12 protein-coding genes are annotated in these 23,862 nt (G+C 38.6%); 4 read left to right on the top strand and 8 right to left on the bottom strand.

Going from position 1 to position 23,862, the window contains the following annotated elements:
- Positions 1–7: 7 nt before the first annotated feature.
- The 3 genes from ACLJX0_RS07720 to ACLJX0_RS07710 form a co-directional block, all read right to left on the bottom strand.
- On the bottom strand, positions 8–1,474 hold the full coding sequence (locus ACLJX0_RS07720) for a TolC family protein (protein WP_410879609.1): 1,467 nt from the start codon (positions 1,472–1,474) through the stop codon (positions 8–10).
- Positions 1,467–5,312: an efflux RND transporter permease subunit gene (locus ACLJX0_RS07715; protein WP_410879608.1), complete on the bottom strand. Its 3,846-nt coding sequence runs from the start codon at positions 5,310–5,312 to the stop codon at positions 1,467–1,469. The genes ACLJX0_RS07720 and ACLJX0_RS07715 overlap by 8 nt, the downstream gene beginning before the upstream one ends.
- Before the next feature lie 257 nt (positions 5,313–5,569).
- Positions 5,570–5,998: a hypothetical protein gene (locus ACLJX0_RS07710; RefSeq protein WP_410879607.1), complete on the bottom strand. Its 429-nt coding sequence runs from the start codon at positions 5,996–5,998 to the stop codon at positions 5,570–5,572.
- Positions 5,999–6,615: 617 nt separating this feature from the next.
- Here ACLJX0_RS07710 and ACLJX0_RS07705 point away from each other — a divergent pair.
- Positions 6,616–7,470 carry a hypothetical protein gene (locus ACLJX0_RS07705; RefSeq protein WP_410879606.1) on the top strand — a complete coding sequence of 285 codons (855 nt, stop codon included), beginning with the start codon at positions 6,616–6,618 and terminating at the stop codon, positions 7,468–7,470.
- Between the two features lie 150 nt (positions 7,471–7,620).
- Here the strand turns inward: ACLJX0_RS07705 and ACLJX0_RS07700 are convergent, their stop codons facing one another.
- Positions 7,621–8,712, bottom strand: a complete 1,092-nt coding sequence (locus ACLJX0_RS07700; protein WP_410879605.1) for a lipase family protein — start codon at positions 8,710–8,712, stop codon at positions 7,621–7,623.
- Between the two features lie 450 nt (positions 8,713–9,162).
- Between ACLJX0_RS07700 and ACLJX0_RS07695 the strand changes: the two genes are divergently transcribed.
- Together ACLJX0_RS07695 and ACLJX0_RS07690 are read left to right on the top strand one after the other, a co-directional pair.
- Positions 9,163–9,777 carry a hypothetical protein gene (locus tag ACLJX0_RS07695; protein ID WP_410879604.1) on the top strand — a complete coding sequence of 205 codons (615 nt, stop codon included), beginning with the start codon at positions 9,163–9,165 and terminating at the stop codon, positions 9,775–9,777.
- 331 nt (positions 9,778–10,108) lie between these two features.
- Positions 10,109–12,295 (top strand): glutamine synthetase III, encoded by a 2,187-nt coding sequence (locus ACLJX0_RS07690; protein ID WP_410879603.1) that lies wholly within the window; start codon positions 10,109–10,111, stop codon positions 12,293–12,295.
- A 192-nt stretch (positions 12,296–12,487) separates the two neighbouring features.
- On the opposite strand, the gene ACLJX0_RS07685 is transcribed toward ACLJX0_RS07690, so the two are convergent.
- The 4 genes from ACLJX0_RS07685 to ccsA all read right to left on the bottom strand — a co-directional run bounded on the left by ACLJX0_RS07685 (position 12,488) and on the right by ccsA (position 21,570).
- Entirely contained in the window at positions 12,488–15,580 is a 3,093-nt protein-coding gene (locus tag ACLJX0_RS07685) for an efflux RND transporter permease subunit (RefSeq protein WP_410879602.1), read from the bottom strand.
- Between the two features lie 19 nt (positions 15,581–15,599).
- A complete protein-coding gene (locus ACLJX0_RS07680) occupies positions 15,600–16,712 on the bottom strand; it encodes an efflux RND transporter periplasmic adaptor subunit (protein WP_410879601.1) in 1,113 nt (370 codons plus the stop codon).
- 1 nt (position 16,713) lies between these two features.
- Positions 16,714–17,994 carry a TolC family protein gene (locus ACLJX0_RS07675; protein WP_410879600.1) on the bottom strand — a complete coding sequence of 427 codons (1,281 nt, stop codon included), beginning with the start codon at positions 17,992–17,994 and terminating at the stop codon, positions 16,714–16,716.
- A 375-nt stretch (positions 17,995–18,369) separates the two neighbouring features.
- Positions 18,370–21,570, bottom strand: coding sequence for a cytochrome c biogenesis protein CcsA (ccsA, locus tag ACLJX0_RS07670; RefSeq protein ID WP_410879599.1), 3,201 nt, complete (start codon positions 21,568–21,570; stop codon positions 18,370–18,372).
- 208 nt (positions 21,571–21,778) lie between these two features.
- On the opposite strand from ccsA, the gene ACLJX0_RS07665 reads away from it, so the two are divergent.
- Positions 21,779–22,978, top strand: coding sequence for a pyridoxal phosphate-dependent aminotransferase (locus tag ACLJX0_RS07665; protein ID WP_410879598.1), 1,200 nt, complete (start codon positions 21,779–21,781; stop codon positions 22,976–22,978).
- The last annotated feature ends 884 nt before the right edge of the window (positions 22,979–23,862 follow it).

Raw genomic sequence — 23,862 nt, 5'->3', positions numbered from 1 at the left:
TTTATTTCTATTCTAACTCGTTCGTTGTTGCGGTAATATTTTCAATCGAAGCGACCAACGTATTGTAGTTGGCGATGGCTTCGGCTTTCTTTAGCTGGTAGTCGAGCAATTGACGTTGCACTTGAATGACATTGGTCAAATCACTTTTTCCCGTTACAAATTCCTTGACAATTAGATTGAAGGTCGTTTCAGCCAAGGTGGTTTGTTTTTCTAAAAGGACAAGGGTGCGTTCGGCATCTTCTACCTGATTTTTAAAGCTGTAGTAAGAGGCCAGTAACGTATTGTACGTGTCTTTGTATTTCTCCTCGCTGGATTTCCACCATTTTTTACCTTCTTCTTGTTGAGCCTTGTATTTTTTTCTAAAAATAGGTAGGGATACAGTCACCATAGGCATAATCATATCCTTTCCATTCATATCCCCCATGGCAAGCATAGGATCATTAGTTTTGCCAATAATCATGTATTGAACGCCTAATCCAATCATTGGATAGCTCATTTTCTTATCCATTTCCGATTTGGCACGGTAGGCTAGTCCTTCTTCGGTCAGCATGGCGAGCATGGGATTGTTACTTTCAATCATCGTTTTTGCTTCCTCATCCGTTAAGAAAAAAGGCACTTTTTCTATTTCTTGCGGAATGGTTATGGCCTGATGTATTTCTTGATCAAGCAAGGCGTTGAATTTAACCTTTTCTGCTTTGATTTGGGCTTGTAGACTTTCGACGGTGTTTTCTATTTCGATGGTTTCCAGTCGAATGCGTAAAACGTCAGACATGCCAGAGCCACCACCTGTACTCATTCCACTCATAGCACTACTGCTTGAGGATGTAGATGACGAAGTAGGAGAGGATGGGTTTGTGGAAGCTCCACCCCCCATATTCATGCCTCCCATACCACTGCTGTTGCTATTGGATGGGGTTGCCACGGTAGGTGTAACCAAAGCCATGCTATTCGAAGCTACCGCACCAGAAGGGGCAGAAAATTTCTGTAAAGCCAATTGTTCCAACTGTTCCAATAGCTTTTTATTTTGCTTCGCATTATTTACCTGCTGCTGTAACTTTTGTAACGTATACCATTGCGTATGCACTTGTAATATAACGGCTTCTTGTGCTTCTCTATACTGTTGCAGTTGCATACTCGCCATGTGATTGGCTTCTTTTTTGGCTGATTTTTTCGTTCCAAACCAAGGGAGCATTTGCATTAAGGTGAGGTCTCCAATTTGTCTTCCTCCCACAATATCCATGGGTTTGGTATAGAACCCCATAGAGAGCTCTGGATCTTCAAAGGCTCCTGCCTGTGGTATTTTTTCCAAAAACGCTTCATGCGCTAAGCGCTGTGCTTGTATTCCGGGATTATTTTCAAGGGCCAATTGGGTGTAATACGCCAAAGAATCAACCTTTTGATCCTGGGCCCATAGTGCTGTCGTAGAAATAAATAGTCCTACAACAATAAAAAATAGAGGATGTATCTTATTCATTTTCAACGAATTTTTTAGTTTGATTTTGTTCTTTTTTGATAGCCCATTCTCTCCACCAGCATTGAAATACCGGAACCACAAACATGGTCATGGATTGAATTAGCATCCCTCCGAAGGTGGGAATCGCCATGGGAATCATAATTTCAGCTCCTTTTCCCGTCGAGGTCATGACGGGAAGTAGTGCAATTAAGGCCGTTGCTGTAGTCATCGCAGCTGGGCGTACACGCTTTAATCCTGCATATACAACAGCCTCTCGAATCTCGTGTTTTGTTTTAGGGTCACGTGCTTCAAATGTATCGTGTATATACGTGCCCATTAGTACTCCATCATTGGTCGCCAAACCAAAGAGCGCAATAAATCCAACCCAAACGGCGATACTCAAATTGATGCTGTGCATCTGGAATAAATCTCGCATATTCATGTCGCCAATAGAAAAATTCATGAACCACGGTTGTCCATACAACCACAACAAGATAAACCCACCGGCAAAAGCTACAAATACCCCTGAAAAGTGAATCAAGGATGCCGTAATGGTCTTAAATTGGAAGTACAAAATCAATAAAATGGCTAACAAACTTAGGGGTACAACGATGAGCAAGCGCTGTGCTGCGCGTTCTTGTTGTTCGTAATTCCCAGCGAATGCATAGGTTACTCCTTTAGGTAGTGTTAGTTCACCCGATTCTACTTTTGTTTTTAGCATTTGATTGGCTTCACGTACTACATCAACCTCTGCTTTTCCGCTGATTTTGTCAAAAATGACATAACCGAGTAAAAAGGTATTTTCACTTTGAATCATTTGGGATCCTTTGGCATAACCGATATCAGCTACGTCACGAAGGGGAATTTGAACTCCTGTAGCCGTTGGAATCAATATTGTCCCCAAAGCTTCAGGGCTATCGCGCAATTCTCTTGGATAACGTAAACGAACGGGGAAGCGTTCGCGTCCTTCAACCGTAGTGGTTAATTGCATTCCTCCAACAGCAGCACCTAATACTTCTTGTAGATCCGCAACGGTAATGCCATAGCGCGCCATATTGTTTCGATTCAGGTGAATCTCTACATAAGGTGCCCCAACTGCGCGATCGTAAAACACGGTCGACGGCATAATGGATGGAATGTCTTTTAAGGCTGTTTCTAAGGCTTTTCCTCCTTCTTCAATCGATTCTAAGTCTGGACCTGATACTTTGAGTCCCATGGGTGCGCGCATCCCTGTAGATAACATAACCAAACGCGCTTCAATTGGCTGTAATTTAGGAGCGGAGGTCAAGCCAGGGAGATGGGAAACATTGACTATTTGCTGCCAAATATCGGCTGCATTTTTAATTTCAGGACGCCATTGTCTAAAGAATTTTCCATTTTTATCTGCAATTAAACTATCTCTTGGAATTTGACGGTATCCATGGGCTACGTTATAAGTTGAACCATTGCGCAGTTCAAAATCTCCTGATTTAGTTACTTTAAAGCGCTCGCGATGCCCATTTTCATCTAAGAAATACTCAGGTTTATAATTGATGGTATTTTCAAACATTTGTGTAGGAGCAGGGTCAAGGGCAGAATTTACACGACCCCATTTTCCAACGGTCAGCTCTACTTCTGGAATGTTTTGAATGCGTTTATCTAAGGTTTGAATAAAAGCTAAGTTTTGTTCAATTCCCGTATGCGGCATACTCGTTGGCATCAACAAGAAAGATCCCTCGTTTAGACTCGGCATAAACTCTTCGCCAATCCCTGGGAAGGTTTCGGATGACTTTTGCCAAAAGGCAGTTTCACGAAAGGATTTCCAGCCAATGGTTTCAAATCCTTTAGCAACAAAACCAAAAGAGGTGTTGAAGCCCAACCAAACGAGCATACCAAAAATGACCGTAATAATGGGAATAGCCATGAATTTCCAGCGATTTGCTAACGCCCAACTCAGAATCTGTTCATAGTAAATCACCAATAACCATAAAACGCCTAAAATAGCACCAATAGCTAAGACAACAAAGGCGAAATTTAGACTTGTACTTGCTTGGGTTCCTAAAGGTAACCATTCAACAGCAAGATAGTAAACGGCCACGAATAAGGTGATGCCCACATTGATGTAATTGGCTGTTTTTTCATTCCGCCATTTTGGGGTATATAGGTTGTTGATTCCGACTAATGTTAGGGCAAGGGCTGTAAAAATACCCGTGTAAATCCATAAAGCAATTCCCAATACACACAAGCTATAGTTGGTAATTTTACGCACTTTAGCTTTGTCTATTTTGATGGAATAGATGTAATAGGCCAGCGTAGGTAGGATGATAATTCCCAAGATAAACGCAGAAACTAAGGCAAATGTTTTAGTATAGGCTAAAGGTTTAAAAAGTTTACCTTCCTGAGCTTCCATGGCAAAAACAGGCAAGAAACTGATAATGGTTGTCAGCATAGCGGTTGACAAAGCACCAGAAACTTCGGATACGGCTTTGACAATGAGATTAACAAAGGCTTGTCCACGGCTTTCTACTCCACGTTCTCGCTCTTCTTCCATGTGCCGAATGATACTCTCCACAAAGACGACTCCTACATCTACCATGACGCCAATAGCAATGGCGATTCCTGAGAGTGCAACAATATTGGCCTCAATTCCCATGTATTTCATGATAATAAAGGTGGCCAATACACCAATAGGGAGGATACTGGAAATAATAACCGAAGCGCGGAGGTTGATAACCAAGACAATCACAACGATAATACAAATGAGTATTTCATGCGCTAATGCAGTTTCAAGTGTTCCAATAGTTTCTTTAATCAATCCTGAACGGTCGTAAAAAGGAACGACAGTTACTTTGGAAATCGTGCCATCTGCGAGTGTTTTCTGAGGAAGACCAGCTTCCATAGCCGCGATTTTACTTTTTACATTGTCAATCACTTTCATCGGGTTAGCTCCATAGCGAGCAACTACCACACCACCAACGGCCTCAATCCCTTCTTTATCTAAACCGCCTCGTCGAGTAGCTGGACCTAAATTGACGAAAGCCACGTCTTTGATTTTTACTGGCACATTATTTCGTACCGTTACTACGGCCTCTTCTAAGTCTTGGACGCTTTTAATGTAACCTAAACCGCGGACTAAATATTCAGCTTTATTAATCTCTATCGTTTCTGCACCAATGTCGAGATTGCTCTTTTGGATAGCGGTCATAACATCCATAATAGAGACCTTATAAGCGCGCAGGGCATCAGGTTTTACTTCGACCTGATATTCTTTCACATATCCTCCGATAGACGCAACTTCTGCGACCCCTTCAGCAGCGGCTAAATTGTATTTGGCATAGAAGTCTTGAATGGTGCGCAATTCATCAGGATCCCAACCACCCGTAGGTTCTCCCGTTTGGGGGTTTCGACCTTCTAAGGTGTACCAATACACTTGACCTAAGGCTGTTGCATCAGGCCCTAAGGTTGGGATAGCTCCCTCGGGTAAAGTTCCCGCAGGTAAGGAGTTTAATTTTTCTAAAATACGGGATCGACTCCAATAGAACTCTACATCCTCTTCAAAAATGATGTAGATGAAAGACATACCAAACATCGAACTACTTCGAATGGTTTTTACTCCTGGTACCCCCAATAAAGAAGTCGTTAAAGGATAAGTAATTTGTTCTTGTATGTCTTTGGGAGATCGTCCCATCCATTCTGTAGCTACAATTTGTTGGTTTTCACCAATATCAGGAATGGCATCTACTGGAACGGGGTCACTTGGCAATAGGTTTTGATGCCAAGTAAAAGGGGCGGTAATTAACCCCCATACAATAACGATAATTAGGATTAGCATCGTAATTAATCGATTATGTAAGAAATACTTAATGATTTTATTAAGCATAAGAATGTCTTTAAAGTGTTACTAATACGCTATAGGAAATACCAGGAGAATTGCTAGATGTATAGGAAATCAAGCAATTGACCCCGCTTCTTCGTTTAAGATAAAAAGAGTTTATATAACTAATTTATAGGAATTAGTTATAGCTCTAGTTTAATCGTAAACAAAGCAGTAGTGATATCTCAAAAAAACAGGGAATTCTCTTCGTTAGCACAGGAAAGAAATTTCCATAGAAAAAAGCGAACAAAGAAATAGCGGTATCATATACGATAAATACAAATGTAGGATAGCCGGTCGACGGCTGTAAATTTAAACCCATCACCAGCGGATGGAATAAGATAAGCGGCTGTTGCATCAACGGATTTTAAATCAGTCAAGTAGTTTGAATTAAACCACTTGGATTGAATAACTGCTCTTTTTTCTTTGGCTTTAGGCGTAGCTTCTGTTTGCTCCAGTTGCAAGTCTGCCTGAGCGGTGTGAATACGCGCCATTGGAGAACAGCAAATCATATCCGCCATATTGGTATGGCTATCCATGCCATCCGTAGCACAACAAGGCATTACATCCTCTTCCATTTCCATACACCCCGCCATAGCCGTACGCATGTCCGTACAGTTCCAACTAATGATTGGATTTGCAGTAACCAAAACGGATAACGAGAGTAATAAAATGGATAAAAATTTCTTCATTAATATAAATATTGGGAAAAGAAATGATGTACTTGAGAAACAAAGATAGGAAAAAAAATGTACAGTTAACCGCTAACAGTAAACAGTTTACCAGAATATTTACTTTGCACCTAAAAACAGACCCTATAGGTATAACCGTAATTTTTTGTAGGCGAATCATTCAAAACACCCGAAAAAAACAAAGAACAAAAGCCTTCTTGGGTGAGAGGTCGGGAGGATTAGGTGAGATTTGTATCTTTTTTTCCTTTAGTAAGAGTATTACTTTTACTAACGATGATTTTATTAAGAAAATAAAAAAACGAAAATTCAAGCATGCTTTGCACAAAAGTTGTCTTTTTCTCTAAAAAATATCATAAAAAATCGAATGATGTAGAAAAAAATTTAATTTAAAATACATACAGTTTACGTAATGATAATTAAAAGTTAACGCTAAAAAAACAATATCACTCTCTTTTTGTATATAAAAATAAATATTTTATTCAGTAATTTAACAAGGTTGAATCGTGGTATTGTCATTTTTTTATTTGGAATGTTGAGAAATTCTGATTAAAATAGCATTGAAATTGTATTTATTCTAGAAATGCGATTTTACCAAACAAACAACACGAGCTAACCTTATGAAACTTGAATTATTTGAAGAAGTACAAAGTACATTACAACACTTTGTGCGGCATTTTTCTAAAATTGCCCCCTGTGGGAATCTAAATTCCCTTGCTTTTCAACATTATCACTTTAATAATTTTAAAGCAATGACCTCTACTTTATTTGAAGCCCTGTTGCATATCAATTATGCGCAACTTCAAAAAAGCGAAGATAAGATTAGGTATAACACGCCTTTCTCTCTTACACTGAACGATTCTTTGGAATTAATACGAGAAATGGATTTCGCTAAGATTCAACAAGACAAACGAGAAAAAATACTCCTTGCAGTTCGTCAAGAAATTCAAGATAAATTTAGACAACAACCCGTGAATACTTATAGCAGTATTCATTTCAACTGTTTAGATCGGACGAAACAAATGTGTGCTTTAGTAGGAACGATTCACATTTCAACAAATCAAGAGTATACCATCCACCTTTTCTACTTAAAAATTGAAACACATCTGGAAGATTTACTACTAGATTTTAACTTTTACTTGAAAGACAAAAACAAACATCAAACTATTTACCATAAACTTTTAGAAACAGAACCTGCGGATGATATAAAACTACTTTCTCTCTTACAAGAACACAAGCTTTCATTGGAAGAGTTTCAAAGTAATATGCTGTATTTTTACGGCGATACACTAGCGAATTACCAGCGAAAGGAACGCTTTTTAAAATCACTCGAATTGCTTTTGTTTTCTTCAAATTCCATGGAAGAAATTCAGCAAACTTGTGAAGAAGTACGATCTCCTTATAGCTTGACGCAGTTTTTTAGCAATCCAAGACGTTTAAGAACGAACGCTGTTATTCGATATAATGTTGGTTGACAGTTAACGGTTGAAAATACTAATAAAAAAACAACCTTGTGGTTTCCCGCAAGGTTGTTTTTTATAGTAGGAGTAGTTTTGGTGAACATCATCTCTTTACAAAAGTAAAACGCCAAAAAGCAAATGCCAAACCACAAAATTCACCATATACTATTCCCCATTCAACAAATACAAATACGCATCGGGCAAATGATGAGACATGGTATTATCGGGATTATTGAATTGTTTTTGATAGGCTTCATTTTGCATACCATCTAGCACAATAGGGTTTCCACAGCGATTGTAATTGCTTTCTTGACGGTATTTTGGTTCTTGTAAATCAGGTAATGTTTTTTGGATTTGCTTGAATAAAAAAGGACCAAGTAACTTAGCATAGCGTTTAACACTTTTTTTCGTAGGGGTATTGACACGATTGTAGATCGCACGGGCAAACCAGCGTTTGGGCCAGCTAATTTTCTTAATTCCCTTGTTGATGTTTTCTTGACTGAAAGGACTAACGGGTGTAAAGTCCTGAAAGCGCTGGGTGGTAGGGGGTACTTCAGGCACCCAATCCTGAGTATTAACCACCGAATAGCTCCATTGATTCATCTCTTTTTCATACTGATACGCAAAGTATAGATTTCCTGGTTTTGGAGCAGCTAAGGTGTACGTTTTAAAACGGATGTCTGAAGGGAGAACCTTGTCCTTTTGCCATTGGTTGAGTTGAGCCGTAATCAAATACGCAATCACACCCCCTTGGCTGTGTCCAGAAATAATAATTTCCTTGTGGTTGGCTTGATATAGGCTATCAATTTTAGGCTTAATATCCTGAAGTAAATAGACTGAAGCAATGGCCCATCCAGCATGAACACTCGCTTTGTCATCTGCAGAAAATTGATAGGTTACTGGTTGATCTGGCGTGAGGTACAAGGTTCCATTCGCGGGTACCATAGCTGCATAATAGTTGGCTAACCAGCTAATTCCACGGTTTACAGACCCTCGAATAACGAGTTCTGCAATCTGGTTTTCCTCGTTGAAATAGAGCCCCCATTGATTTGTTAAACCCATTTCAGGTGAACGATATACGTTTTTGTATTGTGTCAACAGGTAGAGGGAGTCACTAGCATACGGTTTCTGAATATCCTGGGCTAAGTGTAAGCTATTTCTGATTTCTTTTCTTTCTACTGTTGGTTTTAAATGTTGGGCAAACGCAGTGAAGCTTAATAAAGCGAAACAAATAAAAACCGTTTTTTTCCAGATCATCTCGTTCAGTTTTTAAATAATGAAACCATAAAAATACAGAAAAAAGCGGTCAGTTGGTTTTATACTCTGGTATAACTGGGGGATACTTGTTTTTTTATGGTGTACAAGGTTTTTAAACATTCTATCATATTCATCAGATTTACTGTTTTTAACTACAAATCTATCATGTAGAAATATTTAACAAGTTGGATAGGAAGTGTTGTGATCGATTAAACGATGAGCCCTAAGTGTTTTTTTTAGGAAAACAAGAATAGAGCTACAACAAGAGTAAAGCATTCAACGTGTTTTTTGCGTATTTGTTTTTTTCTTTACTAAAAGTATCTTAGTTTTAGAGGAACAAAAAAGTATTTTATTCGATTACTAAAGGGGTAAAGTGCTAAAAATCTCTTAAGGAAGGATTCTATCCTTAAAATAAAACAATACATTTGAAAGGATAAAAAAGAAAAGCTTATGAAAAAAATAATGTTATTATGTGCAGTAGTAGTTGGAAGTTTATTCACATTTAGTTGTGAAGGACCTCGTGGATCTCAAGGAATGCCTGGACCAGAAGGACCAGAAGGACCTGCAGGTGGTGGAGCTGAATATGCTAAGATATTTGAATACCATTTGAGTTTTAATCAAAACTTAGATTCAAATATGGCAGATCAAGTCGTAAAACATCCAACAAAAGTATATTTAGGTGATGCTGTGATGATTTATGTTTTGGAAGAAATAGAAAAGAATGGAAATCCTATTTGGTCTCCTTTACCAATGCGTTACTTTGTTGAGAATACAGCAACACAAAAAGATGAAGAATTAGAATATATCTATAATTATGGGTTAGATGATTTTAAGATTATAGCTCGTGCAACTGCCCCTTTAGGCTTGTTTAATGGTACACCAGGTTCAAAAGAGGATTTAGGATATGTTACGGATATGATTTTTAGAGTGGTTTATATTGCAGGAAATGACCCTGTTCAAAAGAATGCCGCAGTAAAAGCTGCAGCGGATGAAAAACCGTTAAGCTATGACGAATTACTTTTGAAGTATAATTTAACCAAGTCTCCAGTAAAGAAAATGTACTAAAGATAGAAAAAACGACAGTGAATTCCACTGTCGTTTTTTTTTATGGAAAGGTGAAAAAGGAAACCGAAACGCAGTGTAGGTTCATCGAACACCCAAAAAAAATCTCACCCAATCTCACCCAATCTCACCCAATCTCACCCAATCCTCACCTAATCCTCACCTAACCCCACCCAACCTCACCCAACCTCACCCAGCCTTGAAAAAAAATCCCCCTATAAAGTGATGAAATAAAAAAAACATCAAAAAAAACAGGGGGTATGTGTTGAATTTTTGTCTTTTTTCTTATTTTTGTTACTTCAAAACAAGGGGTGTCCCTATAAAAAGTGTAATTATGTCAACATTTCGTTTTCGAGCAATTGAAAAAGCAGCCTCAAGAAGTGCTGTGAAGGTAGAAGAACTGGGTAGAAAATCATTAATTTTTGGAGATCATGTCTTTAATGACAAGTCGATGCGCCAATTTTTGACACCTGAAGCCTATCAGGCGGTAAAAAATGCACAGCTGGGCATTAAGATTGACCGTCGATTAGCGGATTACATTGCCTTAGGGATGAAAGAATGGGCCCTTTCTAAAGGTGTAACACATTATACCCACTGGTTCCAACCCTTAACAGGAACAACAGCTGAAAAACACGATGCCTTTTTCGAAACGCAATTTGATGGAGATCCAGTAGAGCAATTCAATGGAGGACAATTGGTACAACAAGAGCCAGATGCGTCGAGCTTTCCAAATGGAGGTATCCGCAACACCTTTGAAGCTAGAGGATATACCGCTTGGGATCCTACTTCACCCGCCTTTATCTTTGGATCAACCTTGTGTATTCCAACGGTATTCATCTCGTACACTGGAGAAGCTTTAGATAATAAAACGCCACTTTTAAAAGCGATTAACGCAATTGATGATGCCGCAACAGAAGTGGCGCGTTATTTTGATAAAAACGTAAAAAAAGTAACCCCAACATTAGGTTGGGAACAAGAGTATTTCCTTGTTGATGCCGCTTTAGCCGCGTCAAGACCCGATATCTTAACGACAGGTAGAACCTTGTTAGGGCATACTGCCGCTAAAGGACAACAATTGGATGACCACTATTTTGGATCAATTCCAACGCGTGTATTAAACTATATGCACGACTTAGAAAATCACTGTATCTTATTGGGAATTCCAGTAAAAACGAGACACAATGAGGTAGCGCCCAATCAGTTTGAGCTAGCGCCTATCTTTGAAGAGATTAACTTAGCAGTGGATCACAACTCTTTGTTGATGGATGTGATGAAAAAAGTAGCAGAAAAACACCACTTCAAAGTGTTATTCCACGAAAAACCATTCAAAGGAGTCAACGGATCAGGAAAACACAACAACTGGTCTTTGGCAACAGATACAGGGGTAAATTTATTAAGCCCAAGTAAAACACCAAAAAGCAATTTGCAATTCTTGACGTTCTTTATCAATACCATTAAGGCGGTAAACGACAACGAAGAATTGTTGCGTTCAGCTATTGCTTCAGCCAGTAACGATCACCGTTTAGGCGCTAACGAAGCCCCTCCTGCAATCGTATCGGTATTTATTGGTCAGCAATTAACCAAAGTGTTGGAAGAGTTGAAAGTGGTAACGGATGGTAAATTATCGCCAGAAGAAAAAACCGACTTAAAATTAAACGTAGTAGGTAAAATTCCAGATGTATTGCTAGATAATACGGATCGAAATAGAACGTCTCCCTTTGCTTTTACAGGGAATAAATGGGAATTTAGAGCGGTAGGTTCAACAGCAAACTGTGCGGGCCCTATGACCGTTTTAAATACGATTGTTGCAAAGCAATTAAAAGAGTTTAAGCTAGAAGTAGATCGCTTGGTAGAACAAGACGGATTGAAAAAAGATGAAGCAATTTTCAACGTATTACGCGAATACATCAAACAAAGTGAACGCATCTTGTTTGAAGGGGATGGATATAGCAAAGAATGGGAAGAAGAAGCAGCCAGACGTGGATTGAGTAACCACAAAACGACACCAGAAGCCTTAAAAGCTAAAGTTTATCCAGCGTCAATTGCTGTATTTGAAGAAATGCAAGTGATGACCAAAGTAGAGGTAGAAGCCCGTTATGAAATCGAATTAGAAGAATACGTAAAACGCATCCAAATTGAAGGACGTGTATTAGGAGATATCGCTAAAAATCACGTGATTCCAACGGCTATTAAGTACCAAAACTTAGTGATTGAAAACGTAAAAGGATTGAAGGAAATCTTTGGTGAGGAAAACTATAAAGAATATGCAGAAGAACAATTGCGTATCTTAAAGAAAATATCTTTCCACCTTGCCCAAGTGAATATAAAAGTAGCAGAAATGGTCGATCAACGTAAGATTGCTAATGCTATAGAAGACGTAGAAGAACAAGCACAAATGTACTGCCATATAGTAAAACCATACTTTGATAGTATCCGTTATCATAGTGATAAATTAGAAATGATGGTGGATAACGAATTGTGGACCTTAACGAAATATAGAGAGTTATTGTTTACTAATTAGTTTATTGGTTATGATGCGTAATGCGTAATGCGTGATGCGTGAATTTTCTGAATAATAAAATTAATGCTATAAAAAAAGCTTGAGTTTTAACTCAAGCTTTTTTGGTATTTGTTATTCGCTATTTGTTTTTTGCACGGCTTGTGATTTGCACGGCTTGTGATTTGCTCTTCGAGCGGTTTGACTCATCACGCATTACGCATCACGTTTATCTTTATACGCCCAGTAAAATACCTGAGGTAAAATAGTAAAGGCTAAGATCATTCCGATGATTAATCCCCCTACAATCATAATGGCTAATGGTTTTTGAATTTCAGAACCCATACCGTTAGATAATGCAGCGGGCAATAGCCCCATTGACCCCATTAAGGCAATCATAATTACAGGGCGAATACGGCTTTTTACCCCATCGCGTATGGCTTCTTCCAAAGACATTCGTTTTCTGAGGTTTTCTTTCATTACCCCAATGAGGACAATCCCATCAATGGTGGATACCCCAAAGAGAATGATAAAACCAATACCAGCTGAAATACCAAACGTTGTACCTGTTACCCAGAGGGAGATAAATCCACCGATAAAGGCAAAAGGCAGTGTTAGCGAGGCGATAGCGGTGTCTTTTACATTGCCAAAGTTAAAATAAAGTAGAATTAAGATGAGAATGAGCGATACAGGTACTACAAGAATTAGCTGCTTTGCTGCGCGTTCTTTACTTTCAAATTCACCCGCCCATTCCATTTTATTGATGGCAGGAAGTTGTACTTCTTTCTCTACTTTTGCTCTTGCTTCAGCGATAGTACTACCTAAATCGCGTCCTTCAATACTAAAACCAATACCGATATAGCGGCTATTTCCTTCGCGATAGATAAATGCAGGTCCCGTATGATAATCAATGGTTGCGATTTCTTTTAGCGCCACTTGTTTACCATCTAGACTTGGAATGAGGATTTCGCCGATTTTCTCTGCAGAATCGCGGTAATCTTTATCAAAGCGCAGTACCACATCGAACATGCGTTCGTTTTCATAAAACGTTGTGGCTGCCTGACCTCCAATAGTCATAGCAATTACCGCCTGTGCATCGGCGGTTGTCACGGCATATTTAGCCATTTTTGAATCGCTCAAAGAGATACGCAATTCGGGCAAACCAATATTTTTAAATATGTTTAAATCCGTAATCCCAGGAACATCTTTAATACTTTTTGCTACCTCTGTTGCATATTTTTCTAAATCAAAGAGGTTGTCGCCAAAAATTTTAATGACTAATGAACTCTTGACTCCTGCAACATATTCCTCTACGTTATCTTGAATCGGTTGACTGAACCCAAAGTTAATTCCTGGATATTTTTCTAGCGCGATTCTCATCTCTTCCAGCAATTCATCTTTTGAAATAGATCGTTTCCATTCATTTTCTGGTTTAAGTTCAGTGTGAAATTCAATGTTGAAGAATCCCGTAGGATCCGTTCCATCATTGGGACGGCCCGTTTGCGTCAAGACAAATTTTACCTCCTCAAAATCGCGTAAAATACCCTTCATTTCCTTGGCTAAACGAACGGATTCATCTAGGTTGATGCTACTTGGTAAAGTAGCGCGAATATAAATGGCTCCTTCGTTTAGTTTCGGTAAGAATTCAGAACCGTAGTAGTGAAAACGAACCCCACAAACCACTAAAATTAAGCCAAATAGTGCAAAGGTTAGTTTTTTGTGGTAGAAACTCCAGTTAAACATCTTGTAGATTGAGTTTTTAAAGAATCTAGAAATAAAATTCTCTCTTTCTTGGATGTTTTTCGTTAGGAGGAGTTTACACATGGCAGGTACATAGGTTAAGCTCAAGATGAGTGATCCTAGTAAAGCATATCCTAAGGTAAATGCCAGTGGAGAAAACATTTTACCTTCCACTTTTTCAAACGAGAAAATAGGCATTAAGGCAACTATTAGAATCAATAAGGCAAAGAAAATATACCCTGCTACGCTACCTGCACTTTTTCGAATCGTACCCAGTTTAGACATTCTGTTGAAACGCTTCATACCGACCATATGGGCTTTCCTTTCTAACCCTACAAAGACGTGTTCCACAATAACCAGCGTTCCCTCTAAGAGCAATCCGAAGTCGAGCGCTCCCATGGAGATTAAGTTTGCAGGTAGCCCTTGTATTTTCAGCATAATGATAGCAAATAGAAACGAGAGTGGAATCACGGTCGCTACGATAAAGGTCGTACGCCAATTGTATAGAAAGATAAATACAATAACGGAAACAAGTAAAACCCCTTCAATTAAGTTCTTTGTTACCGTATGCACTGTAGTATTCACTAAATCTGTACGGTCAATAATCGGAACTATTTTTACATTTTTAGGAAGAATACGATCGTTTAAATCGTCAATTTTTGTTTTGAGATTTGCGATTACGTCACTTGGATTTTCTCCGCGTAACATCACGACAATACCCTGTACCACATCCTCCTCATCTTGGTATCCTACCTGTCCTAATCGCGGTTTGGCATTGATTTCTACCTTGGCTACGTGTTTTACTAGGATAGGGGTGTTGCCTTTGACTTCAATCAGAATGTTTTCAATATCTTCTACATTGTCTAGTAAACCTACTCCGCGAACGACATAAGCTTGATCACCTCGTTGAATCACATCTCCACCAACGTTGATATTGCTCTTTTCTACCGCTTCATAAACGTCTAAAGGAGATAAATCGTAGTTGACTAATTCTGTAGGATTAATTTGAATTTCAAATATTTTTTCTTCCCCTCCAAAGCTTACCACATCGGCAACTCCAGGTACAGAAAGTAATTCTCGTTCGACCACCCAATCCTGAATGGACGTAACTTCCTTAATTGGCAAATCACTTTGGATGATATAGCGAAAAATCTCACCCGTTGCCCCCGAAGGCGGTTCGATTTCAAAATCCGCACCTTCTGGTAGATTGACATTCCCCATGCGGTTGGACGCATATTGCTGGGCATAAAAGTCGTCAATTTCATCGTTGAAGATAACTGTTACCACAGATAAACCAAAGAGGGAAATGGAGCGAACTTCTGCTTTATTCGGAATGGTATTCATCTCTTTCGAGATGGGCAGGGTAATGAATTTTTCTATTTCTTCGGCACTACGCCCTGGCCATTGGGTTATAATACGCGCACGGGTGTTTGTTACATCCGGAAACGCCTCAATAGGGGTGTGTATATAGCTGTAGATTCCGCCAAATAACAATAACAAAACACCAAAAATAACGATGAATGTGTTTTTGAGGGAAAAGGCTACAATATTTTGAACAAATTTTTGCATGTTTTACTTCTCTTTTGGTTTACAAGTGATTGTTTAACTGCTCGTAAATTAATAACTCATTGGTGGTAATCACCGTTTCACCTTCTTTGACCCCTCCTTCAACGTAAGTGTATTCGTTGTTTTTAGCCAATGGTGTGATTTGACGAATTTCTTGGTGGCAATTGTCAACATAGACCACGACGTAGTTTTGGTTGTTGTCAAAAATGATGGCGTTGTTGGGAACTGCTAAGGCTTCGCCTTGGTTGTCGTCAATCAGTAAATGAATTTCAGCAGACATCCCTGGACGTAACTTCATTTCGTGGTTGTTTAGTACAATACGCGCTTTTAGTACGCGTTCTTCTGCGTCAAACACTTGAGAAATAGTTGAAATTTTACCTTCAAACTTATCATCGGGATAGGCTAATGTACTGACTGATACTGCTGCATGTTGTTTGACATAGCGCATAGAGGTTGCATAGACATTGGCTATGATCCATACATCACTCAAATTAGCAATAGTAAATAAAGGCTCATCCGTATCCGTTAGCGTCATGCCAGCCACTATGTTTTTCGTAACAATATATCCATCTTGAGGAGCTAGAATTTGATAAATACCTTCCTTATTTTGGCCGTTAAACATCGATAAATTGCTCTTCGCAGCATATAATTTACTTTCCAATACTTGTACTTCTTCTTCTGCTTCTAGCAATTCTCTTTGAGAAGAAATCCCATCTTCATACATGGAAGTCACAGATTCTAGCTCGCGTTTAGCCACTTTTAATTCCGCCTCTGTTGCACGCAATTCTGTTTTGAATTCATTTAAGTCCGTACTCCTAATTTCTGCGAGTAGTTGTCCTTTCTTGACAAAATCACCAAGTGAGAATTTCGCACCAACTACAATTCCTTCTACTAAGCTGTAGAATGGAATGGTTTTATCCTGGTTGTATCCCACTGTTCCATTCAAGGTCATCGTTCGTTGAATGGGGCGTTTTTTTACGGGAGCAAAGTGTAACCCTTTGCTGATTTCTTCTGAAATACAGTAGGGATCTTTCGTTTCAGGTGCCGCTACTTGTTGATTACAAGCCGATAAAGTTAGGGCAGCTAAAACAGCATAGCCAATCGTATGTTTTGAACGTGTTTTGATGCTTTTCATATTAAATATCTTTTCCAATAGCGAATTGTAAATTTTCTACTTGTTCGTTTAGTTCCTTTTTTGTTTCGAGTAGGATGTTTTTATTGTCGACATACGCCTCTACGAAGTCTAAGTACTCAATCATACTCACATTTTTCTTTTGAAAGTTTTTGACGTAGGCCTCGAGTAGCTGATCCAATTGCTTTTCGTAATCTTTGTCGATTTGATCGTACAACTCTTTGGTTTGTAAATAATTTCTCAGGGCTTCTATGATGTCATTGGCAATTTCATTTTTCTTGCTTGTAGCTTCTAGTTCGGCTAATTGGACGCCAATTTTAGCTTCTTTGATGTTGCCTTTGTTGCGATCAAAAATGGGTAAGTCAAACGACAAACCAAAACCTACAAAGTCGCGCATAATATTTCCGCCACGGTCATAATCAACTCCTAAAGTAATATTAGGTGTGCGTTCTGCTTTTTCAATTTCCACCTGTTTTTTAGCCTGGTTGATGAGGTTGTCGTTTAACACAATATCAGGACGATTTTCCTGTGCGTGAATAATCCAGTCCTCAATTTGCAATTCGCTAACCATTTGTGTAGGAACATCCAGTTCGCTTGTGATATAGATGGAGGTATTTGTTCCAATATTGATAAAGTTCTTCAATTCTTTCAACGCCTCTTCCAAGTCTTTGGAAACATCCACCAGTTCTTTTTTAAATTGCAATTGAGCCGCTTTTAAACGGATGTATTCACTTTGACTAATATTTCCTTGACTCAATTGATTTTTGTACCCTGCAATTAGGTGCGTGGTATTGTCGATTTGTTTTTGATAAATAGCTTGCTGTTGCTGTAAAACCTGAATCGAGGTTAAGGTATTGCGCAAAGCTAGTTTTGTTTCGCGCAAGGCGATTTCAAAATCCGTTTGACGCTCTGCTACCGTTAATTTTTGAAGATCGATGCGTTTGCGTCTTTTGCCCGCCGTTTCAATTTCTTGTTCCAAGTGGAGTGAAATTTGTTGGGAAGTTCCCCAATTACCGAAAATAATCGGTTGTTCCTCTATATCGGTTGTGCGCCAAACATTGACTTCAGAGATTTCAAAGCTAGGGTTAGGCCATAACTTTGCTTGAATCAATTGGGCTTCTGCCTGAGAAATTTCTAGTCTCTTGGCAAGTAAATCTATATTCTGCTCAAGAAATATCCCTTCTACTTCTTGCTTGCTCAATTTTAGCTCCTTCTTCTTATCCTGTGCTTGGGAGATACAAACAGAAAAAACTAAAAATGATAGGGTGAATACACGTGTAAACATATTGCTCATCATTTAAGGTTCAAAATTACATTTCCCATATTATAGGGGCTTTGGAGTCGCATTAATAAGATATTAAAACTAGATTAGAATTCGATTAGAACACTGTGCTAGTCCTTCTTTTGCTGCGCATAAAAAGCATATGTAAACGATATCTTACAATTTTTATTCCAAAATTTGTTTTTTGATATCTAGTTTCTAAATAATTGTAATTAAGTGATGAAATTAACCTAAATTTCAGTATTATGTGTGTTTATTTTTGTTTTTTATCTGGATGGTTTCGATAGGATGAAGGCTAGCTGGGTTTAAGATTAGTTAATAAAAAAAGCTATTCCTTTTTGGGGAATAGCTTTTTTTTATATTGAACTATGGCGATGCTTATTTTTTAATCGCTGGTTTCGCTTTTGCTTTAGCGCTTAAGTGTTTTTTATACTGAATAAACGATAAAATACTCAGTAGGGAAACAAATCCAATAGACCACCAAATGATAGTAGGCGTAATTACCTTATCTCCTGATGCATAGGAGTGTAATCCACTTAAGTAGAAGTTTACTCCGAAATACGTCATCATAATCGCGTAGAAAGCGAGGATGCTAAATACGTTGTATAACCAGGTACCGCGCATTGTTGGAACTAAGCGTGCGTGGATAACAAAAGCATATACCATGATACTGATTAATGCCCAAGTTTCTTTTGGATCCCATCCCCAGTAGCGTCCCCAACTTTCGTTCGCCCATTGTCCTCCTAAGAAGTTACCAATGGTCAGCAGGACTAGACCTACCGTAAGTGCCATTTCGTTGATGTAGGTTAATTCTTTGATGTTGAGGTCCATTTTCTTTTTGTTCTTGCTGTTGGTCAAAATCATCAAGATTAATGCAACAACGCCTAGAATCATTCCCAGTGTAAACGGACCATAACTCGCCACGATAATCGCTACGTGAATAATTAACCAGTACGAATCTAAAACCGGTTGTAAGTTCGAAATGGCAGGGTCCATATAGTTTAGATGGGCCGCCCATAAAATCATTCCCGTAACAAAAGCCGTTGAAGCAATCGTTAATTCTGATTTTTTACCGAAATACAACCCAAATAGGGTAGTGGCCCAAGCTACGTAAATTACTGATTCATAGGCATCACTCCAAGGGGCGTGACCCGATACATACCAACGTACAGCCAAACCTAGGGTATGAAGTACAAATAAGAACAGGGTTAACCAATGGCCAACTTTAATCGCTTTACTTGCAACTTTATTCGGTTTTAAAATCGTCCAGATGATAAAGATGAACGAGAATAGCGCAACTAGCATGTAGTATCTATACAACGTTTTGAAAATATCGTATTGGTTGTATAAAATTTCAAATTTAATTTTGCTATCCGAAGGCATGATATTTTTACCATACGAATGCTGGAATGTATTGATGTGTTCGAGGTATTCTTCTGCTTTGGTATAATCATTCGAACGTTTAGCATCAAATAGAGCAGGAACATACATGCGCGATAGGATATTCTTCGTAAACGTAGAATCCATCCCCGTCATGCCTGATTCATTGAGTTCTAAAGGCGAAATCCATTTATTGTTCTCGTGATTAGGAATAGGGAAGATGGCTAGCATACGTCCTGTAAAAGCAGCATTTAACAAGGCTACTTTACCATCTAAATCCAAGAAATCCGTTTGGAATTTATTTTTTACGCTCGCATGGTTTGCTTCGTCTACGTATTTTACAATTTTGTAGTTTCCTTTTTCGTCAAAAAAGTCAACGAATGACGCGTATTTGGTCCCCTTAGGTAGACCTAATACTTCGGTGATTTTATCGTTTCCTCGTTGTAATTCAATGATAGGAGCGAAGTACCAGAAGTTAGGTGCCCCTTCCATTTGTTGGGCAACCGTATATTGCGTAATCGATAAGAATACTTGATCGGGCGTTAAGCCTTGGTAATTTTCTTTTTTATACACCTTTCTCAATAGTTCAGAAGAGAAGGTATTGATGGGTTTCATACGTCCACCGTAATCTTGAATCACCAACGATCCAAATTTCGCAGCGTGCTCTTTGCTTACCGTATTGGCGTGAATGATTGAGTCAATCACTGCAGGATCAGGTTTTGCTGGTGCGTGCATGTGTTGAGCAGAAGCGCCAACCGTGAATAAAAGAAGAAGAAGTGTTAACATAGTTGCTTTCTTCTCTCTTACTTTGTTTAATTTGCGTTTTAAGTCAGCAAAACGCGAATTCTTATCAAATAAGATCCACACTAAACCTACGTATAAAAAGAAATAGCCGATATACGTAATCCAAGTTCCCCAGAAATCGTGGTTTACCGATAAGATTGTTCCTTTTTCATCTGGGTCAAATTGCGCTTGGAAGAAGCGGTATCCTTGATAATCTAAAATATTGTTCATATAAATACGAGCGTCAAAAGAATTAGCTCCATCTAATACGGTTACTTGACTTTCAAAAGCAGAGTAGCTTTTTTCAGTTCCTGGGTATTTATCCGCGATAAATTTATTTAAGCGAATTTGGAAGGGTGTCGTGTACACTTTACTACCATAGAGTAAGGTGAATTCTAAATCCCCTAGTTCAATGGCTTGAGGTTCACCCATTCGACCTGCTTTTCCTTTCAGTACAACATCTTTCTCTAAACCTTGAGAACGTACGGTTACCACTAAGGCATCTGCTGTCATTAGGTCTTTGAAATTACCATTAGAAACTACGGTCGTTTTTCCTTTCATTGGCAATTCAGGCAGTACAAATTGCGTACCTGCCATGGTATATAAGGAACGGAAGTTTAACGGCGCTTTTTCGTTAGCTGTCACCTGTCCTGTCGACTGATCTGCCATGACCATATAATTTCCTTCAAATGGAGAATCAATAAAGAATTCACCATTTTCTGAAGAAATATTAATTGCACCTTCTGTAGGGGCGTTATAGCCGAATAAAATACCGTGAATACTCGCAGCTTTTCCTTCTTCTAAATAGTGTTCGTGACGTTCACCATCCCCAGACTCTACTAACTTTAAGAAGTTTGTTCCGTTGGGGTCTGCTTCGATAACCTCTTCCGCAGCCATGATAAAGTCTTTGTATTCTACTTCAAATGGAATTCCGTTGAAGTCTTTTTTCATTTTGAAGTGGTTGTCGGTCACTTGTGAGAAGTATTGATCCATTTCGAAGGTACGTCTTCGTGTTTCTCCTTCATATTCCCCATCAGCCATAACCGTTAAGAAGGTTTTGTCTGAAAAAATACTATCCGCTGTTTCCCCTTCACGAATCGGCATCATTCCTTCAAAGCTGATATAGCGTGTGATGAAAGCACCAATCATAATTAAGATAAAGGCGGCGTGAAGCATAAAGGTAGACCATTTTTCTTTGGTAAGTAAACGGTAGCGCTTGATATTTCCGATAAAGTTAATCAGGAAAATGAACATAATTAACTCAAACCATTTGGTATTGTAGATAAGAATCCGAGCGGTTGTCGTATTGTAGCGATCCTCAATGAAAGTTCCCAGGGCAAGGGCTACTGCAAATACAATGAAAAGAACAGCCATTAGTCGGGTTGAGGAAAAAAAAGAAATAATTTTTTTATCCATGAGTTGTTGATACGTTGTTTTTATACTGGAACAAAAATAACCAAAATGCCCAGCAAACCTGTATATTTAACTTATTATTTAGGAATGAAAATAACTTTTTTTATGCGTAAAAAAAATTAAATTTGCACAGATCTTTACCTCATTTGATCGATGATTAAATAATCAACAAGGTTTGGTCGCTATTTAGTGAATTAATAAAAAATTAACCATGCCAAAAATCTCTCAAAAAGGCATTCACATGCCGGAGTCTCCGATTAGAAAATTGGTTCCTTTTGCTGAAAAAGCAAAACAAAAAGGACGTCATGTTTATCACTTAAACATTGGTCAACCGGATATTAAAACACCAGTAGATGCTTTACAAGCGGTAAAAGATGCCGATATCAAAGTATTAGAGTATAGCCACTCTGCCGGTTTTGAAAGTTATCGAATTAAATTAGCCCAGTATTACCAAGCGCATCAAATTGATGTAAATGCCCAAGATATCATCATTACAACAGGTGGATCAGAAGCGTTGCTATTTGCGTTAGGGAGCACCATGGATCCTGGAGATGAAATCATCATTCCAGAACCGTTCTATGCGAACTACAATGGATTCTCTATTTCCAATGGAGTGAACATTGTGCCGGTGATGTCAACGATTGATACCGGATTTGCTTTACCAGCTATCGCAGAGTTTGAAAAGTTAATCACGCCAAAAACAAAAGCAATTTTAATCTGTAATCCAGGAAACCCAACAGGATATTTGTATTCAGAAGAAGAAATGAAGCAATTAGCTGCTTTGGTGGTGAAACACGATTTGTTCTTGATTGCCGATGAAGTATACCGTGAATTTGCATATGACGGATTCAAACACATATCCGTAATGAGCATGCCTGAATTGGCGAATCATGCGATCATGATTGATTCAGTTTCGAAACGCTACAGCATGTGTGGCGCGCGTATTGGTTGTATTGTATCTAAAAACAAAGAAGTGATGGATGCGGCAATGAAATTTGCCCAAGCGCGTTTGTCTCCTCCAACCTTTGAGCAAATCGCTGCTGAAGCTGCTTTGGATACGCCTCAATCGTATTTTGACGAGGTTATTACAGAATATAGAGAACGCCGTGATGTGTTCATTAAAGCGCTACAAGAAATTGACGGTGTGTTTGTAACCGTTCCCAATGGATCATTTTACTGTGTGGCTAAATTCCCAGTAAAAGATGCCGATGCGTTCGCTAAATGGTTGTTAGAAGAATTTGACTTAAACGGAGATACGGTGATGATCGCGCCAGCTGCAGGATTCTATTCGACTCCAGGAGTGGGATTAAACGAAGCCCGTATGGCGTATGTCTTGAAAAAAGCAGATTTAATTCGCTCTGCTGAAGTGTTGAAAGAAGCACTGAAGGTTTACCAAACGATAGAGAAATAAGCGATTGCTTCGCTTGTCATACAAAGAGGATATTCTTACGAGGATATCCTTTTTTTGTTGGTTGCTCTTTGTTGGTTGCTTTTTTGTTGGTTGCTTTTTTGTTGGTTGCTTTTTTGTTGGTTGCTTTTTTGTTGGTTGCTTTTTTGTTGGTTGCTTTTTTGTTGGTTGCTTTTTTGTTGGTTGCTTTTTTGTTGGTTGCTTTTTTGTTGGTTGCTTTTTTGTTGGTTGCTTTTTTGTTGGTTGCTTTTTTGTTGGTTGCTTTTTTGTTGTGACAGTCCTATATAAAGAATGTTTATCTTATAAAAAAAATAAAACAAACCGTGCGAACCGTGCGAATCTCACCTAAAGGTTTTTTTGTACCGAACTGTTCTCATATCGTATGTCATTCCGACAAAGGAGGAATCGCATCGGTTCTTTTTTTTCTAGAATGAGATGAATGGTATGATACAAATAGGATGCGACCCTTCGTTGTCTCAGGACAAGACTGATGTTTATCTTGCAGGCAGTGTTTTTTTACTTTCGGTTTTTGCTGGTTGTTATTGAAGCAATAAAACAAACCTCACCAATCTCACCAAACCCTCACCAAAAAAAACAAAAACACAAAATGAATACTTTTAATACGATATCTATCTGCTAAATGAGTATTGTGTCGAAAAACAAAAATAAATCTTTTAAAAAGCACGTATGAAGGTCATTTTTCGACTACATAGGAGGTGAATGCCTCTTTTTCCTGTTGTTTTTTAAAAAGCCCCCTTGTATTTTGATTGTGCCTTAGGTAGGGTATGGATGGCAATCTGCCCCCTTTTTTATATGTATAAAAAAGAAAGGGGAGGTAGGAGAAGGGAGATAGGAAATAAAAAAATAAACTTCGCAACTCGTAAATC

Origin of the sequence: Myroides sp. DW712, from assembly GCF_046557355.1 — a bacterium.
Taxonomy (GTDB): domain Bacteria; phylum Bacteroidota; class Bacteroidia; order Flavobacteriales; family Flavobacteriaceae; genus Flavobacterium.
This window is presented reverse-complemented; position numbering and strand designations above follow the sequence as displayed.

Coding starts and splice junctions, on each gene's coding strand:
- ACLJX0_RS07675 (WP_410879600.1), bottom strand. CDS start 17,994: ATGTTTACACGTGTATTCACCCTATCATTTTTAGTTTTTTCTGTTTGT.
- ACLJX0_RS07700 (WP_410879605.1), bottom strand. CDS start 8,712: ATGATCTGGAAAAAAACGGTTTTTATTTGTTTCGCTTTATTAAGCTTC.
- ACLJX0_RS07715 (WP_410879608.1), bottom strand. CDS start 5,312: ATGCTTAATAAAATCATTAAGTATTTCTTACATAATCGATTAATTACG.
- ACLJX0_RS07710 (WP_410879607.1), bottom strand. CDS start 5,998: ATGAAGAAATTTTTATCCATTTTATTACTCTCGTTATCCGTTTTGGTT.
- ACLJX0_RS07720 (WP_410879609.1), bottom strand. CDS start 1,474: ATGAATAAGATACATCCTCTATTTTTTATTGTTGTAGGACTATTTATT.
- ACLJX0_RS07705 (WP_410879606.1), top strand. CDS start 6,616: ATGAAACTTGAATTATTTGAAGAAGTACAAAGTACATTACAACACTTT.
- ACLJX0_RS07695 (WP_410879604.1), top strand. CDS start 9,163: ATGAAAAAAATAATGTTATTATGTGCAGTAGTAGTTGGAAGTTTATTC.
- ACLJX0_RS07685 (WP_410879602.1), bottom strand. CDS start 15,580: ATGCAAAAATTTGTTCAAAATATTGTAGCCTTTTCCCTCAAAAACACA.
- ACLJX0_RS07665 (WP_410879598.1), top strand. CDS start 21,779: ATGCCAAAAATCTCTCAAAAAGGCATTCACATGCCGGAGTCTCCGATT.
- ACLJX0_RS07680 (WP_410879601.1), bottom strand. CDS start 16,712: ATGAAAAGCATCAAAACACGTTCAAAACATACGATTGGCTATGCTGTT.
- ACLJX0_RS07690 (WP_410879603.1), top strand. CDS start 10,109: ATGTCAACATTTCGTTTTCGAGCAATTGAAAAAGCAGCCTCAAGAAGT.
- ccsA (WP_410879599.1), bottom strand. CDS start 21,570: ATGGATAAAAAAATTATTTCTTTTTTTTCCTCAACCCGACTAATGGCT.